Source organism: Arthrobacter sp. TmT3-37, assembly GCF_054510835.1.
On sequence record NZ_JBTNDU010000008.1, the window covers coordinates 1 to 26,665 of the forward strand.

General features: G+C 62.7%; 20 protein-coding genes. 12 read left to right on the forward strand and 8 right to left on the reverse strand.

Annotation, left to right across the window (positions count from 1 at the left end; all coding sequences use genetic code 11):
• Positions 1 to 784, forward strand: a 784-nt coding sequence (locus tag ACX80U_RS11265; protein ID WP_459268458.1) for a hypothetical protein, incomplete at its 5' end; no start/stop codon positions are given.
• 19 nt (positions 785 to 803) lie between these two features.
• Here ACX80U_RS11265 and ACX80U_RS11270 read toward each other — a convergent pair.
• The 5 genes from ACX80U_RS11270 to ACX80U_RS11290 form a co-directional block, all read right to left on the reverse strand.
• Entirely contained in the window at positions 804 to 1,289 is a 486-nt protein-coding gene (locus ACX80U_RS11270) for a hypothetical protein (RefSeq protein WP_459268459.1), read from the reverse strand.
• Positions 1,290 to 1,312: 23 nt separating this feature from the next.
• Positions 1,313 to 1,612, reverse strand: coding sequence for a hypothetical protein (locus ACX80U_RS11275; protein WP_459268460.1), 300 nt, complete (start codon positions 1,610 to 1,612; stop codon positions 1,313 to 1,315).
• A 13-nt stretch (positions 1,613 to 1,625) separates the two neighbouring features.
• Positions 1,626 to 2,288: a recombinase family protein gene (locus tag ACX80U_RS11280; protein WP_459268461.1), complete on the reverse strand. Its 663-nt coding sequence runs from the start codon at positions 2,286 to 2,288 to the stop codon at positions 1,626 to 1,628.
• Positions 2,289 to 2,745: 457 nt separating this feature from the next.
• Complete coding sequence (locus ACX80U_RS11285) at positions 2,746 to 3,957, reverse strand: ROK family protein (RefSeq protein WP_459268462.1); 1,212 nt, start codon at positions 3,955 to 3,957, stop codon at positions 2,746 to 2,748.
• A gap of 145 nt (positions 3,958 to 4,102) precedes the next feature.
• Positions 4,103 to 4,249: a hypothetical protein gene (locus ACX80U_RS11290; RefSeq protein WP_459268463.1), complete on the reverse strand. Its 147-nt coding sequence runs from the start codon at positions 4,247 to 4,249 to the stop codon at positions 4,103 to 4,105.
• A gap of 52 nt (positions 4,250 to 4,301) precedes the next feature.
• Between ACX80U_RS11290 and ACX80U_RS11295 the strand changes: the two genes are divergently transcribed.
• The 6 genes from ACX80U_RS11295 to ACX80U_RS11320 all read left to right on the forward strand — a co-directional run bounded on the left by ACX80U_RS11295 (position 4,302) and on the right by ACX80U_RS11320 (position 12,398).
• On the forward strand, positions 4,302 to 5,591 hold the full coding sequence (locus ACX80U_RS11295) for a sugar ABC transporter substrate-binding protein (RefSeq protein ID WP_459268464.1): 1,290 nt from the start codon (positions 4,302 to 4,304) through the stop codon (positions 5,589 to 5,591).
• A gap of 201 nt (positions 5,592 to 5,792) precedes the next feature.
• A complete protein-coding gene (locus ACX80U_RS11300; protein ID WP_459268465.1) occupies positions 5,793 to 7,325 on the forward strand; it encodes an ABC transporter permease subunit in 1,533 nt (510 codons plus the stop codon).
• Between the two features lies 1 nt (position 7,326).
• On the forward strand, positions 7,327 to 8,283 hold the full coding sequence (locus ACX80U_RS11305; protein WP_459268466.1) for a sugar ABC transporter permease: 957 nt from the start codon (positions 7,327 to 7,329) through the stop codon (positions 8,281 to 8,283).
• Entirely contained in the window at positions 8,283 to 10,220 is a 1,938-nt protein-coding gene (locus ACX80U_RS11310; RefSeq protein ID WP_459268467.1) for a glycoside hydrolase family 13 protein, read from the forward strand. Before ACX80U_RS11305 ends, ACX80U_RS11310 begins: the two co-directional genes overlap by 1 nt.
• A 19-nt stretch (positions 10,221 to 10,239) precedes the next feature.
• Positions 10,240 to 10,395 carry a hypothetical protein gene (locus tag ACX80U_RS11315; protein ID WP_459268468.1) on the forward strand — a complete coding sequence of 52 codons (156 nt, stop codon included), beginning with the start codon at positions 10,240 to 10,242 and terminating at the stop codon, positions 10,393 to 10,395.
• A 257-nt stretch (positions 10,396 to 10,652) separates the two neighbouring features.
• Positions 10,653 to 12,398 carry a glycoside hydrolase family 13 protein gene (locus ACX80U_RS11320; protein ID WP_459268469.1) on the forward strand — a complete coding sequence of 582 codons (1,746 nt, stop codon included), beginning with the start codon at positions 10,653 to 10,655 and terminating at the stop codon, positions 12,396 to 12,398.
• Positions 12,399 to 12,468: 70 nt separating this feature from the next.
• Here the strand turns inward: ACX80U_RS11320 and ACX80U_RS11325 are convergent, their stop codons facing one another.
• Positions 12,469 to 13,512: a LacI family DNA-binding transcriptional regulator gene (locus ACX80U_RS11325; RefSeq protein ID WP_459268470.1), complete on the reverse strand. Its 1,044-nt coding sequence runs from the start codon at positions 13,510 to 13,512 to the stop codon at positions 12,469 to 12,471.
• A gap of 154 nt (positions 13,513 to 13,666) precedes the next feature.
• Between ACX80U_RS11325 and pulA the strand changes: the two genes are divergently transcribed.
• From pulA to ACX80U_RS11345, 4 genes are all read left to right on the forward strand, one after another.
• Positions 13,667 to 16,753: a pullulanase-type alpha-1,6-glucosidase gene (pulA, locus tag ACX80U_RS11330; protein ID WP_459268471.1), complete on the forward strand. Its 3,087-nt coding sequence runs from the start codon at positions 13,667 to 13,669 to the stop codon at positions 16,751 to 16,753.
• Positions 16,754 to 17,053: 300 nt separating this feature from the next.
• A complete protein-coding gene (locus ACX80U_RS11335) occupies positions 17,054 to 19,771 on the forward strand; it encodes an alpha-amylase family glycosyl hydrolase (protein WP_459268472.1) in 2,718 nt (905 codons plus the stop codon).
• Between the two features lie 95 nt (positions 19,772 to 19,866).
• Positions 19,867 to 20,895 carry an aldo/keto reductase gene (locus ACX80U_RS11340; protein WP_459268473.1) on the forward strand — a complete coding sequence of 343 codons (1,029 nt, stop codon included), beginning with the start codon at positions 19,867 to 19,869 and terminating at the stop codon, positions 20,893 to 20,895.
• A 728-nt stretch (positions 20,896 to 21,623) separates the two neighbouring features.
• Positions 21,624 to 21,776 carry a hypothetical protein gene (locus ACX80U_RS11345; RefSeq protein WP_459268474.1) on the forward strand — a complete coding sequence of 51 codons (153 nt, stop codon included), beginning with the start codon at positions 21,624 to 21,626 and terminating at the stop codon, positions 21,774 to 21,776.
• Here ACX80U_RS11345 and ACX80U_RS11350 read toward each other — a convergent pair.
• Positions 21,773 to 22,936: a glycoside hydrolase family 26 protein gene (locus tag ACX80U_RS11350; RefSeq protein WP_459268475.1), complete on the reverse strand. Its 1,164-nt coding sequence runs from the start codon at positions 22,934 to 22,936 to the stop codon at positions 21,773 to 21,775. The two genes, ACX80U_RS11345 and ACX80U_RS11350, sit on opposite strands and share 4 nt — an antisense overlap.
• Positions 22,937 to 23,285: 349 nt before the next feature.
• Here ACX80U_RS11350 and ACX80U_RS11355 point away from each other — a divergent pair, with 349 nt between their 5' ends.
• Positions 23,286 to 23,768: a hypothetical protein gene (locus ACX80U_RS11355; protein WP_459268476.1), complete on the forward strand. Its 483-nt coding sequence runs from the start codon at positions 23,286 to 23,288 to the stop codon at positions 23,766 to 23,768.
• Positions 23,769 to 24,307: 539 nt separating this feature from the next.
• Here ACX80U_RS11355 and ACX80U_RS11360 read toward each other — a convergent pair.
• Positions 24,308 to 25,900: a sensor histidine kinase gene (locus ACX80U_RS11360; RefSeq protein ID WP_459268477.1), complete on the reverse strand. Its 1,593-nt coding sequence runs from the start codon at positions 25,898 to 25,900 to the stop codon at positions 24,308 to 24,310.
• Positions 25,901 to 26,665: the final 765 nt, after the last annotated feature.

A 26,665-nucleotide genomic window follows, 5' to 3' on the forward strand; every position in this document is an offset into this window, starting at 1 on the left:
GGACTTCTCCAAGGCCCTCGGCCTGAACACCTCATCAGCAATCGCCGAGATGGCTACCGGGATGCTAGGCAAGACGGACTTCTCCAAGGCCCTCGGCCTGAACACCTCATCAGCAATCGCCGAGATGGCCACCGGGATGCTAGGCAAGACGGACTTCTCCAAGACCTTCGGCCTGAACACCTCATCCGCGATCATCGACCTGGTCGACAGCCTCCACGACAAGACGGACTTCTCCAAGGCCCTCGGCCTGAACACCTCATCAGCAATCGCCGAGATGGCTACCGGGATGCTAGGCAAGACGGACTTCTCCAAGGCCCTCGGCCTGAACACCTCATCCGCGATCATCGACCTGGTCGACAGCCTCCACGACAAGACGGACTTCACTAGTCTGATCGAAACTATCCGAACCCATCAGAGCGCCTTCAATTTAGAAGAGATTGAAGCCCAGTTTGATCAAATCCCAGATGGTGAAGCTCTTCTGACACGATCGGCAACGGAATTTGGTCTAACCGTCCCTTTTACTCACGACCCAGTAGTCCGGATGACACTTCAAATCATTGTCACTACTATCTTCACCACGTTCATGCTGTACCTAATCACCGTGGCTCCCACTACTATTGCCGTACTGCAAACTTTCGTTTCTACCAAGACGTCGGTCGAAACGTGGAAGGCCGTTGGTGCGGCCTATGACAAGCTTTACGACAGAAAGCACTATCACCCAGAGAGGGGTACAAAGCGGCCACCCTTGAACGGGCCACCTAGCCCCAACAACGATGTTTGGTGAAGAAGCTACCCCTAGGTCGTCAGAACAAGGTTGGGGCGTCGGGGTCAATGCCGGCGAGCAGAGGGCGGATGATCGGTTCGTTCCATCCGTGCTCGAGGAGGGCTGAGCGCAGCTCGACGGATTGGGCGCGGAACTGGGCGCGGCCGACGCCGCGCCATCGGAAGGTTGAGGCGTTGGCGTGCCGGCCTTTCTGGGACCGGTCGAGCATATTCAGCGCTTGGGTACCGGGCAGCAGGTGCGTGTCCGTCCCGGTACTGGCATGGACGCAGAGCGGCACGTCGCAGACGTGCATGAGCGCGATGCCGGGGTGCAGGGTGTCTCCGGTGAGGTGTTCGTAGGCGTAGCGTTGCGGCCGCAGGGCGCGTTGCTCGCCGTCCCTGGTGACCCAGAACCGTCCGTAGCCGTCGTCGGCGACGGCGCCGGTCCAGATCCAGCAGTCCTGTAGCCTCGGGCCTTTGACGACTTTCTCCCAGAACCGGTCAGCCTCTCCCCTGCGATGCCTCATTGCCGGCTACCTCCGCCAGGACGTCATCGGACCCGCGCCTGCCGGCGGACGATCAGCCGGCGGCCTTCCATTCGCACCACACCTGCGATGACGACGGCAGCTGCAGCAGCGACCATCAACTGCCCCCACCATGGCGCGCCGGCTGCGGTGGCGACGAACCACGATGAGAAGAACCACAGGCCGACGGCCAACGCGCCGGCGACCTGGTTGCGCACACTCGGGGGGATCGGCAGCAACAGCAGGGGAAGTCGGATGAACGCACGGACAAACAGGTAGCTGTACCGGATGCTCGAGGTGAGCAACCAGCGGATGAGTCTGATCATCGTGTTGTCCTGATCATCGGGAGACCTCTGGTGCGAGCCTGGCCTCGAGTGCTTTGACCTCGGCCGCTGATTTTGTCGGTGATTTCGATTTCAGCTTTCGCCCCTTTGCAGGAGTGACCTGGTCGCGCTTGAGTGTCCGGTAGATGGTGGTCCTGCTGACTCCGAGGACCTGACCGATCTGTTCGACGGTCATGTCTTGCTGCTCGTACATTCGCCTCGCGGCGGTGGCCTGATGGGGACTGAGTCGCGGTGGGCGCCCACCGGTGCGGCCTCGAGCTCGGGCTGCCGCGAGACCGGCGTTCGTGCGCTCCTTAATAAGGTCACGTTCGAACTCGGCGAGAGCGGCGAAGACGTGGAAGACGAGCCGACCGCCAGGCGAGGTTGTATCGATTGTTTCCTGAAGGGACTTGAACCCAACGCCCTTGTCCTGGAGCGCTGTGAGCTGGTCGATGAGGTGACGGATGGAGCGACCGAGCCGGTCGAGCCGCCACACCACGAGCGTGTCCCCCGGCCTGAGCTGATCCAACAGCTTCGTGAGCTCCGGTCTCTGATCGAGGGATCCCGAAATAGTGTCGACGAACACCCGATAGCAGCCGGCAGCAGTCAGCGCATCGACCTGCAACGCGGCATCCTGGTCAGTCGTCGACACTCGCGCGTAGCCCAGAAGGTGTCCCATGCTCTTCAATGTAGCGGATCTCGTCCCAAAGGAGCAGAAGTGAAACATAGATTCTGGCACTGAGTATTGCTACACCAAAAGAGCTTCTACGTGATCTTTCGCGGTGTCGCAGTTGCGTGTAGCGAATACGTTCGTATGCGGCTCGATTTCGATCGATGCTGATGCTGCCAGCAACGGTCCCGTACTGCCCACGTCCGACCGTTTAGGGTCATGCGGAAGGCATCACCGCCGACGTCTCCGGTTGTACGCGCAGCGGCGTCCTTCAGCGCGGGCAGTTCCACGGCGAGTGCTTTGCCGCGGGCGATGGCGCTGTCCTTGCCGGCTGAGCGCTGCCTGGTTGCGGTGCCAGCCGCGCTCAAGGCGCTGCAGGCGGTCAGTTCCTGATCGGCTTTGGACTTCTTCAGGTGGACGTGCCTAGCCTCCTTGATGCCGGAAATTTGCACGAAATCGGTGCATGTTAGCCTCGACGCAGCTCGATATCCAGGGCGTCTCGCCCTACCCTAGCCAGCGCGGCATTCACGGCTCCGGTCAACACAATGTCGCCTGCAAGGGAGGATGCCACCACTCGGGGCGGGAAGTGCGACGTCGCAGCGACCTTCGCTTCGATTTGCTCCGCCAGACGGGCGATGGACGGTGCCACCGCACCGCCGATGACCACGGTGTCCGGGTTGAGCAGCGACGCGAGTGTCGAGATGACGTGGGATAGTCGTTCCGCCAAGCGCTCCACGATCTCGACCGCAACGGCATCGCCGTCCGCTGCTGCTGCGAACACCGCCTCAGCGGCCGGTCCGTTTTTCTCCGAGCGGCCCTGCGATAAAACCGTAGTCCGGCCTGCCGCAATAGCTTCAGCCGCCCATGCCCGCGCCAGCGGTGCAATGGCTTCGGGGCTGCCTACACCCTTCACGAGGTCTAGGTAGCGCATCTCGCCGCCACCTCCCAACGATCCATGCAGGAGGTGACCGTCCTCGATGATGCCCGCACCGAACCGTTCGCCGGCCAGGAGCACCAGGAAGCTTCCATCCGGGTCAACGGTGCCGTTGTAACGTTCCGCCAGCGCGGCAAGGTTCGCATCATTCTCAATGAAGGACATCCACTGCGGATGTTCGGCCAGTACGGCTGCCTGATCAACGGCCATCCGTTCCCAGAATGGGTTACCGGTCGGGATGGTGCCGCGGCGGCTGACCGGCGCGGGGATGCCGAAGCACACGGACAGAACGTGCCGCGGATCGATGCCGCCGTCGTCGAGCACTGATTTTATGGCGCGTTGCAGCGCAGCAGTGCGCGGGACTGGATCGGGATTGTCGATGTCGGCGACGAACGGTGCGCGACCACGGCCGACTAACTCGCCGCGCAGGTTGGCGATGACACTGCGGATGCCGCTGTACCCGGCGTCGATGCCGATGACGAAGCCCGCCCGGGCGTCAAGGGCGAACTGTCGGGCGGGTCTGCCCTTGCCGGTGGCGGTGCGCGCGGGCGCCTCAACAATCCATCCGTCACGGAGCAGGTCATCACAGACGCCGAGGACGGTTGCGCGGGTGAGGGACGTTGAGCGGATGAGTTCATTCGCCGTAATGGTGCTGCCCGGTGGGACCCGCCAGATTGTGTTCAGGATCAGCCGCGCATTGGAGCGCCGCAGCATGTTGGTCGACGACGCTCCTTCGGAGACCACGCGTCGTTCGGTTCCGGCTACATCTACCACTTCAGCTACCACTCTTGACTCTCCCAGTTTCACCCCTCAACATAGGTGAAGACATAAATGTATGTCATAAATGTATTCCTGAGAACCAAGCAAAGGAGCTTGCATAGGCCGCTCCCTAACCGGCTGCACCCGCAGCGACGTCGGCGCCGTCGGTCGCCAGGCTGATACCAGTTCTGGACAGGCGCCTCTCATTGAGCCCTGCTGTCAGGACCGTAACTTCCTCTAAAACTCTTAGTTCGTTGATGCCTTGACCTGGTGTCATGCGTCGCTTCAACAATTTCGATTATCAACCCAGCAAACCACTAGGGAGCACTATGCGTAACACTGTCCGGTCGTTCGCCGCCATTGCCGGCATCTCATTTCTCATCACCGGATGCTCCAGTGGTGGCGGTGGTGAAGCGACTCCGACCGAGTCAACCGGGTCCACTCAGTCTGCCGGTGAAAGCGCCGCGCCTGCTGTTCGCGGCGATGAGGACCTCATCATTTGGGCCGACCCGGTCCGGATTGAATACATCCAGAAGATCGCAGACGCCTACGCGGAGGAAAACGGCATCACGGTCGGCGTCCAGGGGATCGTCAATACCCGTCAGGATTTCATTACGGCAAACTCGGCGGGCAATGGGCCTGACGTTGTCGTCGGTGCTCATGACTGGATCGGGCAGCTCGTGCAGAACGGCGCCGTCGACCCGCTCCAGCTCTCACCGGACGCCCTGGCCGGGTACTCCGAAACGGCGGTCGATGCTTCCACCTATGAGAACCAGCTGTACGCATTGCCGTATGCGGTGGAGTCAGTCGCCCTGTACTGCAATACCGAGTACGCCCCGGACACCTACGCCTCCATCGAGGACGTCATAGCAGCCGGTCAGCCGGCAGTCGATGCGGGTACCTTGGACGTTCCGCTCATCGTGCAGCAGGGCGAACCGGGCGACGCGTATCACATGCAGCCACTATTCACCTCAGCCGGCGGGTACGTCTTCGGCCGTGACGCGGAGGGCAACTACGATCCGACCGATCTGGGGTTGAACAAGCCCGAATCGATCGCGGCGGCCGAGAAGATCGCCTCACTGGGCGAAACCGGAGCGGACACCATCCGCCGGTCAATCAGCCCCGATAACTATCTCTCGCTGTTCACCGAAGGCCGGGCGGGTTGCATGGTGTCAGGCCCGTGGGCGTTGCCCGACGTCAAGGAAGCGTTGGGGGAGAACTACTCGATTCAGCCCGTTCCGGGCTTCGCGGGCATGGAGCCGGCGGAACCGTTCATGGGCAGCCAGGGTTTCATGGTCGCATCCAACGGCCAGAACAAGGCCTTCGCTCAGGAGTTCGTCGCCAACGGTGTCAACAACGAAGAGGCCATGCAGGCATTGTTCGAGGCGAGCAACCAGCCGCCGGCCATGGAATCAGTACGCGAAGGCGTCACCGATGAGGACGTGCTGACATTCGCCACCGCAGCGGACCAGGGCGCCCCGATGCCAGCGGTTCCCGCGATGGCTGAAGTGTTCGCCCCACTCGGCCAGGCATGGTCAGCGATTATCGGCGGCGCCGATCCGACCGAGACGATGAACCAGACCCACGAGACGATCGCCCAGGCCATCGCCGGTCAGTGACATCCGCTCACACCCGTGGCCGGGCCGACTGGCCCGGCCACGGGTGCCACGGGACCCTCAACGGCCCCATTTTTTTGACCCGTAGAGGTTTCTGAAGCGACTTTGGAGCGTGACGGCGTGAACCAGCGTGTAGCAAGCAGGGCAGTGAAAAAGGCACGCAATGGTGACCTTGGCAGCACAAAAGGAGGATCCAGCGGTGTAGTGGGACTGCTGGTCAAGATCGTCGCTCTCGGCACGATCATCGGGTTGGCGGTCATGCTGACCCCGGCCCTGGTAGGGACCGGACAATGGGCCTTCCTCATCGTCATTTGGGGCATCGTCGCCTTGCTCGCTGTAACGTATGCGACCCGCCGGTTCATCCCGGCCAAATACCTTGTCCCAGGCACGCTCCTGCTGGTGCTGTTCGTGGTGTACCCGATCCTCATGACGTTCCAGCTCTCGACGACGAACTACGGGGACGGGACACGCACCACGAAGGAAGTGACGGTCTCCCGGATCATCGGGAACGCAGCACAGCAGGTCCAAGGTGCCAAAACATTCGGGCTCTCTGTCGGCAGCGAAGGCACAGCCACCTCCGGCCCCTACACATTCCTCCTCGTCGATACCGCCACGAACGAAGTTTTCGCCGGCACACCGGACGGGCTCAGTGAGCTGGACCCAGACACTGTCACGGTAGAAGACGGCGTCATCACCGAAGCGGAAGGGTTCACCCTGCTGGACCGCCGCCAGATCAACGAGTTCAGCCAGCAGGGCGGTGACCTCGAGGGATTCGCCGTGCCGACCGAGGATGGCGTCATCACGGCCCAGGGGTTCAGCGCCGTCGAACTGTTCTCGCCGCTGGAATACGACGAAACCACGGATACGATCACGAACACCGAGACCGGTGTCGAGTACACGCCCGTCCAGTCCGGGGACCGGAAGTTTTTCACCAGCGCTGAGGGCGAGCGTCTCTCCGACCAGTCCTGGGGTGAGAACGTCGGCATGGGCAACTACGTGCGGGCTTTCACTGACCCACGCATCAGCAGCGACTTCGTCGGCATCTTTATTTGGACGCTCGTCTTCGCCGTCCTGTCCGTGGGCACCACCTTCGCGTTGGGACTCTTCCTCGCCACGGTCCTCAACGACGCCCGGGTGCGCGGCCAGAAGGCGTACCGGTCGATCCTGCTCCTGCCCTACGCAATCCCCGGGTTCATCGCACTGCTGGTGTGGTCGAGCTTCTTCAATTCCGAGTTCGGGCTCATCAACAACATGCTGAACCTCGACATCAACTGGCTCGGCAACCCGTTCTGGGCGAAAGTCGCCGTCTTGCTGGCCAACCTCTGGCTGGGATTCCCGTACATGTTCCTGGTCTGCACGGGTGCACTGCAGGCCATCCCGTCGGACTACAAGGAAGCCGCGTCGCTGGACGGCGCGACCGGCTGGACGAACTTCAGCAAGATCACCTTCCCCCTGCTGTTGGTCTCGATCGCGCCTCTCCTGGTGGCCGCCTTCGCCTTCAACTTCAACAACTTCAACGCGATCTTCCTGCTTACCGAGGGCGGGCCATTTAGCCCGGACAACCCGACCGCCGGCGGCACGGACATCCTGATCAGCTACACGTACCGCCTGGCGTTCGGTGGCGGTGCGCAGCAGATCGGCTTCGCCTCGGCGATCTCGGTGATCCTGTTCATCATCACCGGTGTCCTCGCCGCACTGCAATTCCGTGCCACCCGGGCACTCGAGGAGGTTGGCTAACATGACACAGGTAAACCCACAGGCCGGTCAGGTTGTATCACCGTCCGATCTCACCGACCCCGCCCAGCGCGGCAAGCCCTTCAAGAGCTCGCAGGCGAACAAGGTTCCTCGCGGCCGATGGTTCAAGGAAGTCGGCTGGCGTCACCTCGTCGGCATCATCGCGATCGTGTACGCCGTCATCCCGGTCCTGTACATCCTCTCGGCGTCCCTGAACCCCGCCGGCAGCGTGTCAGCGGCCTCTATCCTGCCGCGGGCCATCAGCTTCGAAAACTATGCCGCCCTCTTCAACGACCCGGGGCGCCCGTTCGCCCGCTGGTTCCTCAATACCCTCATCGTGGCGGTCGTTGTCGTGATCGTGTCGCTCTTCTGCAGCGCACTGGCCGCGTACGCGTTCTCCCGCTTCCGTTTCAAGGGCCGGCGCGGCAGTCTCCTCACACTGCTGCTGATCCAGATGTTCCCGCAGTTCCTTGCCGCCGCGGCACTGTTCCTGCTGTTCACGCAGGTTGGTGAGGTGATGCCGGCCATCGGTCTGGACACCCTCGCCGGATACATCATCGTGCTCCTCGGAGGCGCACTGGGACAGGTGTGGCTGATCAAGGGTTTCTTCGACACGATCCCGCGCGAACTCGACGAAGCCGCCCTCATGGACGGGGCCACCCACACCCAGCTGTACTTCAAGATCATCCTGCCGCTCGTCACCCCGATCCTCGCTGTAACCGGGTTGCTCTCCTTCATCGGTGTCCTCGGCGAATTCATCCTCGCGTCGATCTTCCTGCGTGACACCGAGATCAAAACCCTCGCCGTCGGACTGTACGGACTCCTCGACGCCGACCGGACCAACAATCTCGGGATCTTCGCCGCAGCAGCCGTACTCACCTCCATCCCGGTCATCCTGCTCTTCCAGTACCTGCAGAAGTTCATCGTCGGTGGTATCACCTCAGGGGCGGTGAAAGGCTGATGGAAATCCTCGCAGCACACACGAAGGACCAGATTCGCGCGTCACACCACCTGCTCCACCAGCCACACCACGACGGATCAGCACTGTATGTCCCGGAGCAGGCCCCCTCCCTGGGGGACGTTGTCCCGGTGCGCCTCTTCGTACCTCGCGGCCCCGACGGGACACCAGGGGCGACCGCGGTCACACTACGTGCGGTACACGACGGCGAACCACACCTCGAAACCGCTGAGCCGGAGGCCAGTGACACGGCCGGAACGTGGTGGAGGGCACCGCTGCGGGTGGTCAACCCGGTGACCCGGTACCGGTTCCTGCTGACCGGGCCCCCCGGATCCTTTGCCGGTGCGTACACCTGGCTGAACGCCACCGGAATCCACCGCCGGGAGGTCACGGACACCGCGGACTTCCGGGCTGTCGCGCATCCCCCGGTGCCCGACTGGGTTTCCGACGCGGTGGTCTACCAGGTGTTCCCGGACCGGTTCGGACGCTCGACCGCCGCCGACACCAGGACCCTCCCGGCCTGGGCCAAACCCGCTGGCTGGGACGACGCAGTCATCCACCAGGGACCGGATACCCCCTTGCAGTTCTTCGGCGGGGACCTGGCCGGAATCGTCGAACACCTCGACCACCTCGTCGAACTCGGGGTGACGGTGCTGTACCTCACACCGATCTTCCCGGCCCACAGCAACCACCGATACGACGCCTCCACGTTCGACCACGTCGACCCGCTCCTCGGCGGGAACGAGGCATTCACGGACCTAGTACGGGAAGCTCACGCCCACGGCCTGCGCGTGATGGGAGACCTCACACCGAACCACACCGGCAACTCCCACGAGTGGTTCCTCGCCGCGCAAGCCAACGCCGAAGCACCCGAGGCCGAGTACTACTTCTTCGAGAGGCACCCCGACCAGTACGCCAGCTGGTTCGGACTGCCGTCACTGCCCAAACTCGACCACTCATCGACCGCGCTGCGCCGGCGCATGTACGAGGGGGCCGATTCCATCGTCGCGCACTGGCTCACGGCAGGGCTCGACGCGTGGCGGATCGACGTGGCGAACATGACCGGCAGGCACGGCGCGCAGGACCTCACCCACGACGTCGCCCGTACCCTGGTCACCACAGCCCGCCAGACGAGCCCGGAGGCGTGGGTGCTCGCCGAACACGGACACGACGCCGGCCCGGATCTCCAAGGTGATGGCTGGCACGGCACTATGGACTACGCCGGATTTACGCGGCCTGTCTGGACGTGGCTGGGCGGGGCCGAAACCTCCACCCGCCCGTTCTTCGGCCAGCCAGCGGCATCCCCTGTCCTCAGTGGCGTCGACGTCGTCACGGGGATGCGCGAGGTGCACGCCGTGATGCCCTGGCGGGCGCAAGCCGCGTCAACGCTCCACCTCGACTCCCACGACCTGCCCCGGTTTCGGACCGCGGCCGGCGGCGACGGCTCCGGGGACATCTCCGAGCGGGGCCGTGAGAAACACCTGGTGGGGTTGGTGCTGCAACTCACGATGCCCGGCGTCCCGTCGATCTTCGCTGGTGATGAGATCGGCCTCACCGGAGTCGACGGCGAGCACTCCCGCACACCGTTCCCCTGGCACCGCCGCGATGAATGGGACCAGCAAACGCTCGACGCCTACCAGGCGTTGATCGCACTGCGACACCGGCACGTCGCACTACGCCACGGGGGCCTGCGCTGGGTGCACGTGGACGACGATTCGATGACCTACCTGCGCGAGCACGCCGACGAACGCATCCTCGTGCACACCGCCCGCGCGGACCACCGACCGGTGACCCTGCCCCTGAGGGCCCTCGGCGTCGGATCGGTAAGCCACCTGGTTCCCCTCCTCGGCGAACCCGGTACCTCGGTCGACGCCGATAACGTGCAGTTGCCGGCCGGCGGACCGGCAGCCCATGTATACCGGCTTCCCTCGGTTCCCTGACAGCAGAAAGGCGATCTTCATGTCAACCGAGAGGATAAGCGAGGAACCACAGACCTGCCCGCACTGCGGCCAGCTCCTGCATGAAGAGCCCATCATCATCGACCACGCGCTACGCGTCGGACTGGCCTGCACCCAGCACGGCGTCGCAACCATCACAGAGCCCTTCACCATGTAACCGTTAGCAAAAACAAACGGTTCACCTCGTCCCCTTGGTGCTTGTCCACCCACCATGCGCTTTTACACAGGCCCACCCCCTGCAGCGGCTTTTCCCAAGTGTGCTGGGTCGCCAGCACATTGGTGTTTTCTGCAACCTAATGGCCAAGGACCCATCCTCGCGAATTACATCCTGCGCTCAGTGGGGTCTGTGGAGCATCAATGGCCAGTCCAAACCCACCCAAAATAGATATCAACCGAAAAGAACAGGACCACCCTTTGACCACCACCGCCACCCCAGCAAAGTCCTTCGAATCCGAGCGCATGGCTGATCCGAACTGGTGGCGTCAAGCCGCGGTGTACCAGATCTACCCGCGCAGCTTCGCCGACTCCAACGGTGACGGCATCGGCGACATCAAAGGCATCACCGCAAAAATCCCGTACCTGAAGTCCCTGGGAATCGACGCCGTATGGCTGAGCCCGTTCTACCCTTCAGCGCTGGCTGATGGTGGCTATGACGTTGATGATTACCGCAACGTGGACCCCAGACTGGGAACGCTCGAAGACTTCGACGCGATGGTCGCTGCCCTGCATGCCGCCGGTATCAAGCTGATGGCAGACATCGTGCCCAACCACTCATCTGACCGGCATGAATGGTTCAAGGAAGCCCTCGCGTCACCAAAGGGCTCCGCTGCGAGAGACCGCTACATTTTCCGCGACGGTAGGGGAGAAAACGGCGAGCTACCGCCGTCGGACTGGGACTCTGTCTTTGGCGGACCGATCTGGGACCGCATCACCGAACCCGATGGCACCCCGGGCCAGTGGTACATGCACATCTTCGCCAAGGAGCAGCCGGACTTCAACTGGGACAACCCCGAAGTCCGTGATGACTTCCTGAAGACCCTGCGCTTCTGGTCCGACCGCGGGGTGGACGGCTTCCGCATCGACGTCGCCCACGGCATGGCGAAGGACCTCTCCGAGCCGCTGCCGTTGAAAGCAGAATTGGAAGCACGAGCCGGAGCCGACGGATTCATCGATGGTTCACACCCGTTCTGGGACCGCGACGAGGTCCACGAGGTGTATGCCGAGTGGCGCAAACTTTTCAACGAGTACACCCCGCCGCGCACAGCCGTTGCCGAGGCCTGGGTCCACGAGACACGCCGGGCCCGCTACGCCAGCCCCGAAGGGTTGGGGCAGGCCTTTAACTTCGATCTCCTACTAGCAGACTTCGAGGCACCGACATTCAAGAAGGTCATCACGGATAACCTCATCGCGGCAAAAGAGACCGGGGCGTCCTCGACCTGGGTGTTCTCCAACCACGACATGGTCCGCCACGCCACCCGCTACGGTCTGCCCAAAGGCACTGACACACCAGCCCAGGGAACCAATGCGGCTCAGGACGTGACTGCGACCGAGCCCAGGGGCCAGGACGGCAAGGCCTGGCTGCTGGCGGGCGGGCCTACCGGCGAACTGGACGTGACCTCTGGCCTGCGCCGCGCCCGCGCCGCATCCCTGCTAATGCTTGCCCTGCCTGGTTCGGCTTATCTGTACCAGGGAGAGGAACTGGGCCTGCAGGAAGTCGCGGAGATTCCAGACTCGGAGCGGCAGGACCCCGCGTTTTTCCGCAACAAGGGCATCGAAGTCGGGCGTGACGGCTGCCGTGTGCCCCTGCCATGGACGACGAAAGGCCCCTCCTTTGGATTTGGAGACGGCGGAGCACACCTGCCGCAGCCGCAGTGGTTCAGTAAGTACGCAGTGGAGGCGCAGGACGGCACGGAAGGCTCAACCTTAGAGCTCTACCGCACCGCCTTGAGGCTACGTCGCGAGCTCCAAACTGATGAGGAATTGGAGTGGGTCGAGACCGGTGATCCCGAGGTACTGCACTTCCGTCGCCCGGGCGGCTGGCAGTCGATCACCAACTTTGGGGACACTCCCGTCGATCTCCCCTCCGGAACCGTGCTGATCAGCAGCGCACCTCTTGAGGGCGGCAGCCTGCCGGCAGACACCACGGTGTGGGTGCGTTGACGCAGGCATGAGTAGCACTCACCGTCGGCAGGGTCGGCCTTGCTACTGGCCTCGTTCCTTCGGGTTGCGGCTAGGACGTCCTGCCGACGGCAGGCCCTGCGCCGGTGGAGCCGCGCACTACAAGATCGGCTTGGAATAGCATGTCTGTACGTGTGGCCTGGTCACCGGCCAGTTCCGTAACCAGCGCATGGACGGCGGCCTCCGCCATTCCAGCGATATTTTGCCGCAGGGTGGTCAGCGGTGGGTTGGTGAAGGCCATGAGCGGCGAGTCATCGAATCCGATCACCGAGATATCCTCGGGTACGCGGAGCCCGCGCGTCTGTGCGGCCCGCACCGCTCCAAGGGCCATGACGTCCGAGGCACACACGATGCCCGTATGGCCGCTGTCGATGAGTTTGTTCGCCGCGCTCTGTCCGCCCTCGATGGTGAACATGCTGGAGGCGACGTGAGGATCCGCGTCGTGCTCGCCGAGGAAATCGGCGAGCCCGGAGCGGAACCCCTCCATCTTGCGGCGGCTCGGGATGAAACGGTCGGACCCGGTCGCGAAACCGATACGTTGATGGCCTTGCGTCGCGAGGTGCCGGACGGCGGTCCGGATCGCCGTAGCGTCATCGTTCGAGACAGACGGCGCGTCGATTTCTGCCCGGGCCCCGTTCACCAGCACGAAAGGAACACGGCCGCGTAACCGCCGGTAGCGCTCTATTCCCGCTCGACCGTCAGCGTGCGCCGCACACACGAAGATGATGCCGCTTACGCCCTGGTCGAGCATGAGTGCCACGTACTCGTCTTCGGTGATGCCGCCGCCCGGCAGCGTGCACAAAGCTGGAATGTAGTCATTGGGTGCCAGCAGGGCGGCGATGGCCCCGGCGAAGGCGGGGAAGATCGGGTTTACGAGATCCGGTACGACGACGCCGATCTGCCCTTTCGAGCGCCCCGCTGTCCTAGCGGGCCGCTCGTACCCGAGATTGTCCATCGCAGTAAGGACAGCCTGCCGAGTTTCCTGGGAGGCTCCTCCCTTCCCATTAAGAACACGTGAGACGGTGGGGACGCTGACGCCCGCGCTACGGGCGACGTCGTCCAAGCGCGGGCGAACACTGCGGGGTTCGGAGGTCATGGCTTCAATGTAGTGCCAGCCCAAAATTCATCCATGAAACTTTGCGCGAAACTTTCATATTTTCGTTGACTGCCGGTAGTGGCCTCTCTAAGCTCGGGGTACCCACCCCTCCTCAGTCCGACTCAGCAGAGACGCTCGGTCGGGAAGGATCACCATGACACCCCGAGACACCACGGGCACGGCTCAGCTGGGCAGCAGGCCCTCCTTGAAGCGCCAGACCCGACTAGCCGCCGCCGTCGTCCTGACCGTACCGCTCCTCGCCACGCTCATGCCGGCCCCCGCGATGGCCGACCACACAGATGTACCAAACACTGTCGGGCTCGTCGGTTCCCTACAATCCGAGCTCGGCTGCCCTGGAGACTGGCAGCCCGACTGCGCAGCAACACAGCTTGTACCCGTGGACGGATCGCCGGACACATGGGCGACAACCTTCGATGTTCCCGCCGGCTCCTATGAGTACAAGGTGGCGCTAAATGACTCGTGGGGAGAGAATTACGGTGCCGACGGCGCAGCCGGCGGCGCCAACTTGGCGCTGCAGACAGCGGGAGGCCCGGTGACTTTCACCTACAACCATCGAACGCACGTCATCTCGAGCGATGCACCGCAGGCTCCCACGGCCACAATGGCGGGCCATTGGCTCGCCGAGGACACCCTCGCCTGGGACGTCGATCTGCCCGCCGATACGCAGTACAGGCTGTACACGGCGCCCGACGGCGGACTCGCCGTCGAGGACAACGTCGTCACGGGCGGAACATACCTCGGGCTCGAGCGCAGCGGCGACGCACTGCCGGCCGATCTCGCGGCCCGGTACCCGCACCTCGCCGCCCTCGATACTTTCAAGCTCGGCCGGAAGGACGCCCGGAACGCAGGCAACCTGCTGAAGGGGCAGCTGCTCCTGGCGGCGGTGTCACCGGACGGCACCGTGCTGGCGACCACCGGTGTCCAGGTACCCGGTGTGCTCGATGACCTCTACTCAGGCGCCACGCGTAACGAACTCGGGCTCACCTGGAAGGGTCAAAAACCGCAGCTCGATCTCTGGGCGCCGACAGCGCGCAGCGTCTCCGTGCAGGTCTTCCGGGAGGGCTCCGGAGGCGATCCCATCGCCACACGTGCCCTCCGGCAGGACAAAGACGGCGTCTGGAGCGTCAAGGGCGAGAAGGACTGGAAGGGCGCGTACTACCTGTACGACGTCGAGGTCTTCGTGCCCGAAACCGGCGCTGTGGAACACAACCTGGTCACCGACCCGTACAGCGTGGGCCTGTCCACGAACTCGGAGCGGTCCCTCTTCGTCGACCTCGCCGATCCGACCCTCGTGCCGGCTGACTGGAACCGGCTCGCCAAGCCCGTTCTCGAGCGCCCCGAGCAATTGAGCGTCTACGAACTCCATGTACGGGACTTCTCAATCAGTGACACCACTGTGCCCGAGACCGAGCGCGGAACCTACGCTGCCTTCTCACGTCAGGACAGCGATGGCATGAAGCGCCTCTCCGGGCTCGCCGACAGCGGGCTGAACGCTGTGCACCTCCTCCCCGTCAACGACATCGGCACCATTGAAGAGGACAGGTCCCTGCAAGCCGAACCCGCGTGCGACCTCGCGTCCTACGCCCCGGACAGCACGGAGCAGCAGGAGTGCATCTCGGCTATCGCCGGCCAGGACGGCTTCAACTGGGGCTACGACCCGCTGCACTACACGACACCAGAGGGCTCCTACTCGACCAATCCCGAGGACGCTACCCGCATCCGGGAGTTCCGCGGCATGGTCGCCTCGCTCAACGAATCCGGACTGCGTGTCATCCAGGACGTCGTCTACAACCACACGGCCGGCGCGGGCCAAGCGTCAACAAACAATCTCGATCGCATCGTGCCGGGCTACTACCACCGACTCAATCCCGAGTCGGGCGCCGTCGAGACCTCGACCTGCTGCCCTAACACGGCAACCGAACACACCATGATGGGCAAGCTGATGATCGACTCGATCGTGACGCTCGCCCGGACTTATAAGCTGGACGGATTCCGATTTGACCTGATGGGACACCACTCGAAGCAGAACATTCTCGACGTCCGCGCTGCGCTGGACAAGCTCACGCTCAAACACGACGGGATAGACGGCAAATCCATCTACCTCTACGGGGAAGGCTGGAACTTCGGGGAGGTCGCCGATGACGCCCGCTTCGAACAGGCCACGCAAGCCAACATGGCCGGTACTGGCATCGGAACCTTCAACGACCGCCTTCGTGACGCGGTACGCGGCGGAGGTCCATTCGACGAGGATCCGCGGGTCCAAGGCTTCGCATCGGGGCTGCTGACCGACCCCAATGGTATTGAGGCAAACGGGACCGAGGACGAACAGCGTGCACGGCTGCTCCAATCACAGGACCAGATTCGGGTAGGCCTGACAGGCAACCTGAAGGACTACGCCTTCACCGACCGGTTCGGCAACGAGGTAACCGGGGCAGACGTCGACTACAACGGCTCTCCCACCGGATACACCGCCGACCCGCAGGAAGCCATCACCTACGTTGAGGCGCACGACAACGAGACCCTCTTCGATGCCCTCGCCTTCAAGTTGCCGACCGACACACCCATGGCTGACCGGGTCCGCATGCAAACACTGGCCCTTTCGACGACGGCGCTGGGACAGGGCGTGTCCTTCTGGCACGCAGGCGGAGAGGCGCTGAGGAGCAAGTCACTGGACCGCAACAGCTACGATTCCGGCGACTGGTTCAACTTCCTGGATCACACCGGAACGGACAACGGCTTCGGACGCGGGCTGCCTCCACGCACCGACAATGAGGACAAGTACGGTTTCATGCAGCCGCTGCTCGCCGATCCGGCCCTTAAGCCCTCACCCACTGACATCGAAGCGGCCCTTACGCAGGCGCAGGAGCTACTGCGCATTCGCCAGGGTAGCCCGCTCTTCAGTCTCGGTACAGCGGACCTTGTTCAGGAGAAGCTTTCCTTCCCTGGAACGGGCCCAACTCAGGCACCCGGCGTGATCGTGATGCACCTCGACGACACGGCCGGTCCGGACCTTGATTCCGAGCGCTCGGGCATCGTGGTGGTATTCAACGCTTCCGACGAAACCACCATGCAGCAAGTACCAGCGGCGATAGGAAAGGGTTTCGCGCTGCACCCCGTACAAGCTGATGGGAGCGACGAATTGGTTCAGCAGGCAACAGCCGACGCGAACGGTGTCTTCACAGTTCCCGCGCGGACGGTGGCGGTCTTCGAGGCGCAATAAGTCAGCCTCGGGCGGCTGAAAGTGGTCGTTGGGCCCCTGATTGGATCAGGGGCCCGAGCGGACCATCCACCAGTGACCCTTCCTCTACAAGTCCTTAGCCGCCATGCAGTTGTTGGCCGAAGGAGTGGCAGCCCATTTCTACTGACTTAGTACGATGCCCTGACCTCCAGTTGGCCTGCTGAGCAACTGTCATAACTCGTACTCAAAGAAGGCGGCCCAGGGAGCCCGACCGCCATCAGCCGATCATTTAGTGCACAGCGATACAGCATTCGCCATAACTCGCCTTCCCAAGGAGACCCTGTGAAACCCCGCCACGCCACCGTAGTCGTGCTGACCGCCCTTGTTGCCGGTTCCGTCACGTCCCTGCCCGCCACCGCCGCCCCGAAGGATCCTGGCGACTCCCCTCCCGCTACTGCGCAGCATTCCCTGCGTTCGGCGGTCACCGACGAGAACTTCTACTTCGTCATGGCCGATCGCTTCCAGAACGGCAGCACGGCCAATGACGACGGCGGTCTCGGACCTGACCCGTCCGTCTCCGGCTTCGACCCCACCCGGATGGGCTATTACAACGGCGGGGATCTCAAAGGCCTGCTGCAGGAACTCGACTACATCCAGGGCATGGGAACCACCTCCATCTGGTTGACCCCGAGCTTCAAGAACCGTGCAGTACAGCCAGAGGATGGAACTGCTGGATACCACGGCTACTGGATCACGGACTTCACGCAGATCGACCCGCACCTGGGCACGAACGACGACCTGAAGGCCCTCATTGACGCAGCGCACGCGCGTGGCATGAAGGTCTACTTCGACATCATCACTAACCACACGGCCGACGTGATCGGGTACGACGCCGGAGAGCGGGCACCGTACATCTCGAAGGACGAGGAGCCCTACCGCGACGCGGACGGCAACGCCTTCGACGACCGCGACTACGCAGGTACGGGTACCTTCCCGGAGCTGGACGCCACAACGTCGTTCCCGTACGTCCCCGTGGTGTCCGAGGCGGACCGGGACCTCAAGGTGCCGGAGTGGCTGAATGATCCCACGCTGTACCACAACCGGGGCGACACGACCTTCGCGGGCGAGGACTCCTTCTACGGGGACTTCTTCGGGCTCGACGACCTCTCCACCGAGAACCCCCGGGTGGTCGACGGCATGATCGACATCTACAAGACGTGGATCGCCGACTTCGGCGTTGATGGTTTCCGGATCGACACCATGAAGCACGTCAATGACGAGTTCTGGCAGGCCTTCGGTCCCGAGGTGCTCTCCTACGCCCAGGAGCAGGGCAAGGACGAGTTCTTCATGTTCGGCGAGGTCTTCGACACCTCCAAGTCCTTCACCTCCCAGTTCACCACCCGCAACCGCATGCAGTCCGTCCTCGACTTTCCGTTCCAGGCCGCCGCCCGGGGTTATGCGTCGCAGGGCGCGCCGGCGTCGGACCTCGAGTCCTTCTTCGCGGGCGACGACTGGTACACGGACGTGGACTCCAACGCCTACAGCCTCCCGACGTTTCTCGGGAACCATGACATGGGACGCATCGGCAGCTTCATCACCTCGGACAACCCGGGAGCCGCAGAGGACGAACTGCTGGCACGCGACACCCTCGCACACGAACTCATGTACTTCTCCCGCGGCAACCCGGTCATCTACTACGGCGACGAACAGGGCTTCACCGGCCTCGGAGGCGACAAGGAATCCCGACAAAGCCTGTTTGCAAGCCAAGTTCCCGAATACCTCGACGACAACCTCCTCGGCACCACAGCGACCCACGCCACAGACAACTTCGACACCGGGCACCCGCTCTACCAAGGCATCGCGACCCTTGCCGAGATCACAGCAGAACACCCCGCCCTACGCAACGGCGCCCACCAGCACCGCTACGCCTCCGATGGCCCCGGCATCTACGCGTTCTCCCGCATCGATGCGAAGGACCAGCGCGAATACGTCGTAGCGCTCAACAACAGCACCGAACCGCAGACCGCGGCCATCCCCACCTACGCCGCCAAACGGAGCTTCGGACTCGTCCACGGCGAGGCACCCACCCGGCTGAAGTCGGGCACCGACGGCACGCTCAGCGTCACCGTACCCGCCCTCTCCACCGTGGTGTACGAACTCTCCGGGAAGATCCCACACTCCAAGGCGGCTCCGGCCATCACGCTGCAGCAACCTGCTCCCAGTGCGGAAGACAACGGCCGCATGAAGGTCGCCGCCGACATCACCGGGTCCTCGTTCTACGAGGTCACCTTCGAGGCGCGCGCGGCAGGATCGGACTGGGCAAGCATCGGCACGGACGATAACGCCCCCTACAACGTCTACCACGACACCAGCGCACTACCGACCGGAACTGCCGTCGAGTACCGCGCCGTCGTCCTCGACAACGGACGCCACACACGGACCTCCGCCACGGCGTCGGCCACCGTCCCCGCGCCTCGACTCACCATGGGTCTGCCCGCCGAGGGAACCCAGGTGCAGGACGAGGTGGAGGTGACGGCGACGGCGAGCCCGGAGAAATCCGACTACACCGTAACGCTCGAACGCAGCGTTGCCGGCGGAGCATGGACCGCCATCGGCACCGATGACTCGTCGCCGACCTACACCGCCATCGACGACCTCGCGGCGCTCGACCTTACCGAGGGCACCCAGGTGAGCTACCGGGCCGTGCTCGGCACATCCCTCAGCGACATCAGGACGGTAACCGTCGGTTCCGTCACCAAACAGCCAGGCACGGTCGCAGTGGCCGGCAGCCTCAACTCGGAATTGGGCTGCGAAACCGACTGGGACCCAGCCTGCGACCAGGCACAGATGACATTCGACGACCCATCGCAGAAATGGGTTCTTGAAGTCGCTGACCTGTCCGCTGGCAGTTACCAGTACAAAGCCGCCCTCGACCGCGGCTGGACCGAGAACTACGGAGCCGGCGGTGCACCCGACGGCAGCAACATCGTGCTCGAACACTCGGGCGGCCCGATAACCTTCACCTACGACCACCAGACGCACATCATCACCACGCAATAACCAATTCATAGGAATGACGGCGGCCGGGACTCTTAGGTTCCGGCCGCCGTCGGGATGATGCAACATAGCCAACAGTTCATAAAATGTCCCTTAAAATGGAGCACGAAAGCGGCATGATTTCGCGACAGCTCGGTAACTCATCCCTAAGCGTTTCTGCACTTGGTTTCGGTGCGGGCCATATCGACACGAGGAATCTGAATGAGAAGACCGCGCAGGACCTCCTTGATACCGCCCTTGATTTGGGCATCACCTTCTTTGATACCGCCCGTGGCTATGGTGCGTCCGAAGAACGGCTGGGACGATGGCTGGTCCCACACCGGGACCGCGTCGTCCTGTCCACGAAGGTCGGCTACGACGTTCCAGGACAGAAGGACTGGACCGCCGGAGCCGTCACAGGCGGCATCGACCGGGCCCTGAAAGTACTGAACACCGATGTCATCGATGTGGTCTTCCTGCACTCCTGCCCCCTGTCTGTTCTTCAGCAGGGAGACGTCATCGACGCGCTGCTTGCCTCCCAGGACGCCGGAAAGATTCGGGTCCCGGGCTACAGCGGTGAGAATGCCGAGCTAGCCTGGGCCGCGGACGCCGGCGTCTTCGGTGTCCTTCAAACCTCGGTAAACCTGACAGACCAGCACTCCCTAAGGCACACTCTTCCCCGCGCTCAGGAACACCACCTCGGGGTGGTCGCCAAACGTCCCCTCGCCAATGCCCCGTGGCGCCACCCCCAACGACCCACCGGGATGTACGGGGAAACCTATTGGGATCGGCTCCGCCGTATCGGCCTTCACCCCGCCGACGGTGACTGGGCCGGAACCGCCCTGCGATTCTCGGCCTTCGCCCCCGCAGTCAGTACCGCGATCGTCGGCACGTCCAACAAGCGCAATCTCACAGCCGCAGCCTCCGCGCTCGACAAAGGGCCCCTGCCTGCCCCTGAGCGGGAACGATGGGAACAAGCGTTCGCTCCCTACGACGGGAATGGGCCGGAGAAATCTAAAACCCGAACACCTGCCCGGCTGGCCCCAGGGGACAAGAACCGCCAAACCACCGGTGTGACAACCCTCGAAACAGATATCGATCTGTTCTCACCACTAGAGCGGTTCTGCTGCCTGGTCGTTTGGGAGTGACGCCGAACTCTTCTTGCTGTTCTGCAAGGATCAGTAGCCGCTATTTCACTACCGGCCCGGCGCAAAGCTCGGATGCCTGGATGTCTTGTCAAGGACCATCCGCAAGACGCCTGAGAGCTACCGGGCTCGAGACGGCGCGTCGTGTCTTATGGCTTGTGTCCGCAAGCTACGTACCGTGCCCCCCGTTCACGGCACGCTGTCATTCCACTCACGATGACCAGGGTTTCCAGCGCGTCTTGAAAACCTAAAGCTTTACAAGACACCCCAACTGGTTCAGCACCGACCCATCGCGGGCACTAACGGTCTGGATAAGGTTTGACAGCAAATGTAGCAAAAACATTCGTTTATGGTGTTGGGGCCGATTGTGACTAAGGCGAATGAGATTTCTTTTGTATGTTCCAAAGACGTCACGACTTCGTAATTGAGTTCGCGACGACAAGACTCCTGCTCACAAGCACTGCTGGCATCAACTGAGGCGTCACTCTCCTACACCAGCAATCCGCCTCAAGGAGGCGGAGGCGTAATTAGGCAACCGCCGACCTTCGCGTAGTTACCCTTGAAGCCTGAAGCCTTGATCAAAATTTGTTCAACAATTGCAACGACACCCAAAACCACACTGTTTCTCCGTTGCCCCCTCCTAGAGTTGATCCTGCTGTGCCGCGGTACTGTCCTTGGATAGTGGGCCGCCGTGCGACAGCCCGGCGTGCATGCAGCGTGGATGGATGTGCATGAATAGCAGGATCACTCCCGACGAAGCCTTTCCGGAGGTGGCGCAGCTGCCCACCTCCGGAAAGGTCGAGGTGCTTAAAAGAAAGGTTCACCGTAAACTCGAGTTCGAATACGGAAGCTTGCCCTACCAGGTGGTGGTTCTGCGGTCTTAGGCGAGGGGTTCTCCGCAGGTTTGCGGTTTGGGTGCGTAGTGGTACCAGTCCGGTAGTGCGCTGGTGAAGCTGGTGCGGGTGGTGTCGTTTTCCAGGACCGTCCAGTCCACGGGCGCGCCGACTTCGGGTTCCATCTTGTTCCACTCGAACCAGTTGACCATCTTCAGTTGCGGGAATCGTTCCTGCACTGTGGGGGCGAAGACCTGCTCCCACCATGCCCGCTTGATATTCAGGCTTCGCAGCTCGCCGATGTCGGCCTGCACCAGAGACGCTGTCTCGGGGATCGCGACGGGTTTGCCGTGGTCGACTCCGTACTGGGTGTAGAAGTCCGGCAGCATCGCGTCGTTGCCGTTCTTGCCGTTGTAGGTACCGGTGAGCTGGTCGATGAACTTGCCTTCTTCGGGCATCTCACTTTCTGCCCAGGGGTAGGTGTTGCCCCAGTGGTAGAGGGACATGCCCACCCAGTCCACGGCGTCATCGCCCGGGTAGTAAGGGGCGTACGGGTCATCGAAGGACGTCAGGGCGCCGTCACCGGTGGTGTCCAACTCCGCGAATCCGGGGGATCCGGGGAGGGATTCGAACTCACCTCCCGCAAACGGGTACCCGCCGGCGTAGTTCGGCGCCCACATCATCGCCGACCCCGGGGCCTGCTCGTGGACGGCTGATGCGACGCGTCGGTAGGCGGCGATGTACTCGGCTGGTTGCTGTCCCCAGGGGTACCAGGACCCGTTCATCTCGTGGGCGAAGCGAACGATCACCAGCACGCCGTTGGTGTTGAACCGTGCGAGGAGGGCTGCGAGCTCGTCCGCGCGCTCGGACGTGACCGCGTCGAGTCCTTCCATCGGTTCCAGGGTCAACAGCAGCGTGCCCCCGTTCTGGCGTAACTGTTCGGCCGCTGATGCCAGCAGGTCAGGGTCTTCCTCGTTGAAGGGGAAGTCCGCGAATGTGACCGCGACAGCGGGGCGTTCACCGAGCTTGTCGGAGTACTCGGCAAGGGTTTCCCTGCCCCATTCCAGATTCACGCCCATCAGCGTGCCAGTATCCGGGGCGAGGTTGCGCCCGTCGATCGGATCGCAGGGGACGGCTTTGGGGTTGATGTTGCAGGCGCATAGGGACAGGAGCAGCATCGCCATGACCAGGCGAACGAAACGTGAGACCACACGTCCAACCTACTGGTGAGGATCCACCCTGAAAGCGGAAACAGACCGAACTTCACCCAGTCCTGCGCCTACCCTGACCAAATAAGTTCCCCAGCTTCAGAAGCTCCTACCCTGCGTCCAGCATATTGACGGCGGAGCGGCCGAGTCGACCCCGGCGAGTAGGTGGCTTCCCACGTCCCCGTTGCACGGATAGCTCCGGTGGCGGACCAACTGACCGTCCCCTGGGCGGTGCCTTGGAAGGTGCTGAAGAGGAGGTTGCAGTCGGGTCTCGGCCATTCCGGCGCGTCCCGTCATCGGCTTACGGTCGAAGTGAACGCCTCACCCTCACCGGAGCGACAAGGACCATGCCGTGACAATAGTGCAGCAAACATTCAACATTCAGTTCGCCTCTTGGCTTCCGCGGTCAGGCGGCTGGGCGGGATTCATGATTGCCGCCGCGATCGGGCTCACGTCATGTGCCAGTGATGGTGAGGACAATTGGAACTCCACGGCGGTAGGGGACGACAAGAGCGTCGGGGCCCTTGACCTGCGCAGTGTCCTTCTGGTTGCGTCCGAGGAGAACGAAGCCGCGAGAATTCTCGGCACCCTGGAGAACAACAGCGATCAGTCCGTTCAGGTGACAATCAGCGATGCTGATGAGGAAACGGTGCTCACCGTGCCGGAGCAAGGCAGCCTTGCCCTGGATACGAACGAGACAGTCATCCGAACCGCCGGAGACTCACCAGGTGCCCGAACCACCCTGACGGCCAGTACAGGCGAAGGGGCCGTGGACCTTCTCGTACCGGTCGTCGACGGCACCCTTGACCCATACCGCCCCTATCTCCCTGACTGACATGCAAACGCGGCAGCGCTGATGTCCAGAAATGCCCGCAGCATCCATACACCCGTCATCAGCGCTCAGCAACGTCCGCGAAGCAGCCAGCACGACACGTGAAGGGGTGACACAGCGGCATCAGCATTGGAAGCGAAGTCACCATGCACGCACAAGCCGAACTGGAATTCGTCCGGCAAACCCCTGTCGAGGACATCATGATCATCTTGCAAGCGCGTTCGGATTCCGAGCAATGCACAGCCAATAGACCCGTCCTCAGTGAGGATATTCAGGCCCTCCTGTGTGCCGCTGTTGCTGATCTGGAGGCCCTCGACGACCGCCTCCACGCAACGCGGTTAACAACCCGTAGCACCAGCTGACCCTTGATGCGGCACTTCGTGCTGCACCACGGCAACGTGGCATCGCGGCCGATCAGAAGGTGCACGGGTGCGCCCGAAACGAGGGAGGGTTGCCATGGCTGGTTTCGTCGTATTGCTGTCGATCACCGGCTGCGCATGCCGCTCGTGAGTTGTTCCTGGGCGCGTAGGGACCGATTGGGTTCAAGCTGTTATTGTCTGGGCGGGAAGACTGACAGTGAAGGTTGAGCCTGCACCGATGTTGCTGCTGCAGGAGATCTTTCCGCGGTGTCCTTCGACGATGGCTTTGGTGATGGATAGTCCCAGGCCTGTTCCGGGAATTTGAGAGGCTCGGGCTGAGTGGGTGCGGAAGAACTTATCGAAAACTTTCTTCGCGTCGGAGGGGGACATTCCCATGCCGGTGTCTTTGACATCCAACTGGAGTTGCCCGCTTTCGGTGCGTGCCCTTACAGCAACCAGGCCGCCTCCGGGGGTGTATTTGATGGCGTTGGAGAGCAGGTTTTCCAGTACTTGGCCCATTCTGAGCGGATCTGTGTGTGTCCATAAGGGTGCTGGCATGTCGGTTGTGATCTTGATTCCGGCGGCGGCGGCCTGGGGCGACACTGCATCGATGACCGTATTGATTAGGCCTGCGAGGTCCGTTTCGCGCGGGTGGACCGTGATTGCTGCTGAACTGGATACCAGCAGGTCAGAGATCAGTTTCGCCAGTCGCCCGGCGGCCCGATACGCGATGTCCACGTGAGAGGAAGCTGCCTGGATTTCGCCCGCGTCTTGAGCGAGTTCGAGGTTGCCCACGATGGAGGTTAGGGGCGCCTTGAGCTCATGGGACACCGTAGCGATGACCTCGTCTTTGGCGGTGACCGCTTCCACCAGGCTGGTGACGTCGGTGTAGGCGATGACGGCTCCTGCGAAGTGTCCTGATCCGGTGTCGATGACCCGCGCCGCGGTGGACAGCGCCCGCGCATTGGCGCCTTCACCAGCCCAGACGTAGTAATCAGCGAACGTCTCCCCACGGACCGCCCTTGCGACGGGCGTCCTGTCCTCGGGCACCATGGTTGTACGGTCCTGCCCGTAGAGCACGAACGCGTGTCCATCCATGCCGAACTGGGCCGGGCCCGGAGCGGTCCCGTCGAAAACTTCCTGCTGGCGGTTGCGCAGCATGACTTGGCCTGTGGCATCAACTGCGGTGATGCCAACATTGATGGTATCGAGGACGGTCTTGAGGAGGCTTTCGCGTTGCGTGCTGGATTCAAGCAGTTGGCGTAGCTCTGCGTCTTTTCGCTCCAGCATGTGCTGCTGGAGGAAGAGGGTTGCGGTCACGAAGCGCACCGTCAATGCCACAGCGAGCAGCATCAGGGCCACCAGCACGACAGATGTCACTTGTGTTGGCATGGCTCCTGCTGGTTCGCGGAGCAGTGGCACCAACCCGGTCACCAGAGGGGCGACGAAGCTAAGGAGCGTCGCGGACTTCGGGAACCGGCCCGAGGCTGCCAACCAGATCACCGGGAAGATCAGGACGATGCCAAGGCCGGGCACGAAATCGATCGCACCATTGTGTGAGAGAAAAAGAGCGAGCATACCTCCCACAGGGATGCTTAGCGTCGCAGCTGGTGGCAGACGTTCCCAAGGAATGACCCAGCACAGCACAAACAACAACGCGTGGACCAGCAACGAGAGCTGAAAGAGCCCCTCGTCCAGCAGCCCCGGCCACGCGGCAGGTGCAGCCAAAACAACACATCCCATGATCACCACAAGCGGGGACTGGAAGAGCGTCATACGTGCTCTCAGACTCAGACCCTCAAGAAACAAGACCCCCGAAGACTCCGCTTCCCTAAACAATGAACGGGGTGGGCACGTCGAGGGCGTGCAGGGGTGACGGTACGTGCAGGGAAGAGACCATGGGTTCATTATCACCACCGTCGGAAGCGGAAATGGACGAATCGCCCAGAAAGCCCACTTTTCCCGGGTGCCGGCCCTGACTCGGTTGGTGGTAGACGCGCACCGGACGCTGTGTAGCGGGCGCGAGCACGAAGCAGTGGGAAAACTGTCATGGCGACCGTCATGATGACCGTGCAACAAGCAACGGCACAAGGACCTCGACGAGGCGCCTCATGACCCAGCGGAGGCCGACACTGGTGGCCACACTCCTGTGAACCGGTACCCGCTCCAAAAAAATCATCGAGGAACAGGACAGCTACGTGTCGCACTCGGAGCCGGGTCACCCGTGAAGGGCGGCCCAGCCCTCTTGCAACCTATAAGAAGGAATCGTTATTTCTCCCGTGAGAGGTTCTGGCTCTCGCCCTTGTGCACTCCCGACCATCCCGGACGTGCTAACGCTGCTGCCGAGACTAGGACCGGCGGGGTGCAGCGGGGTGAGAATCGGTCGATGTTCGTCTATTGCTCGCAGGAGCACCTACTTGTACGGTCTGGACCATGAGAAAGGGATTGCTGTTCAGCGTTGTCGTTGGGGTCGTCGTCGGCGCGGTCCTGGGACTACTGATTGTCGAGGGCATTGGGCCGATCGTCGGAGCTATCTTCGGC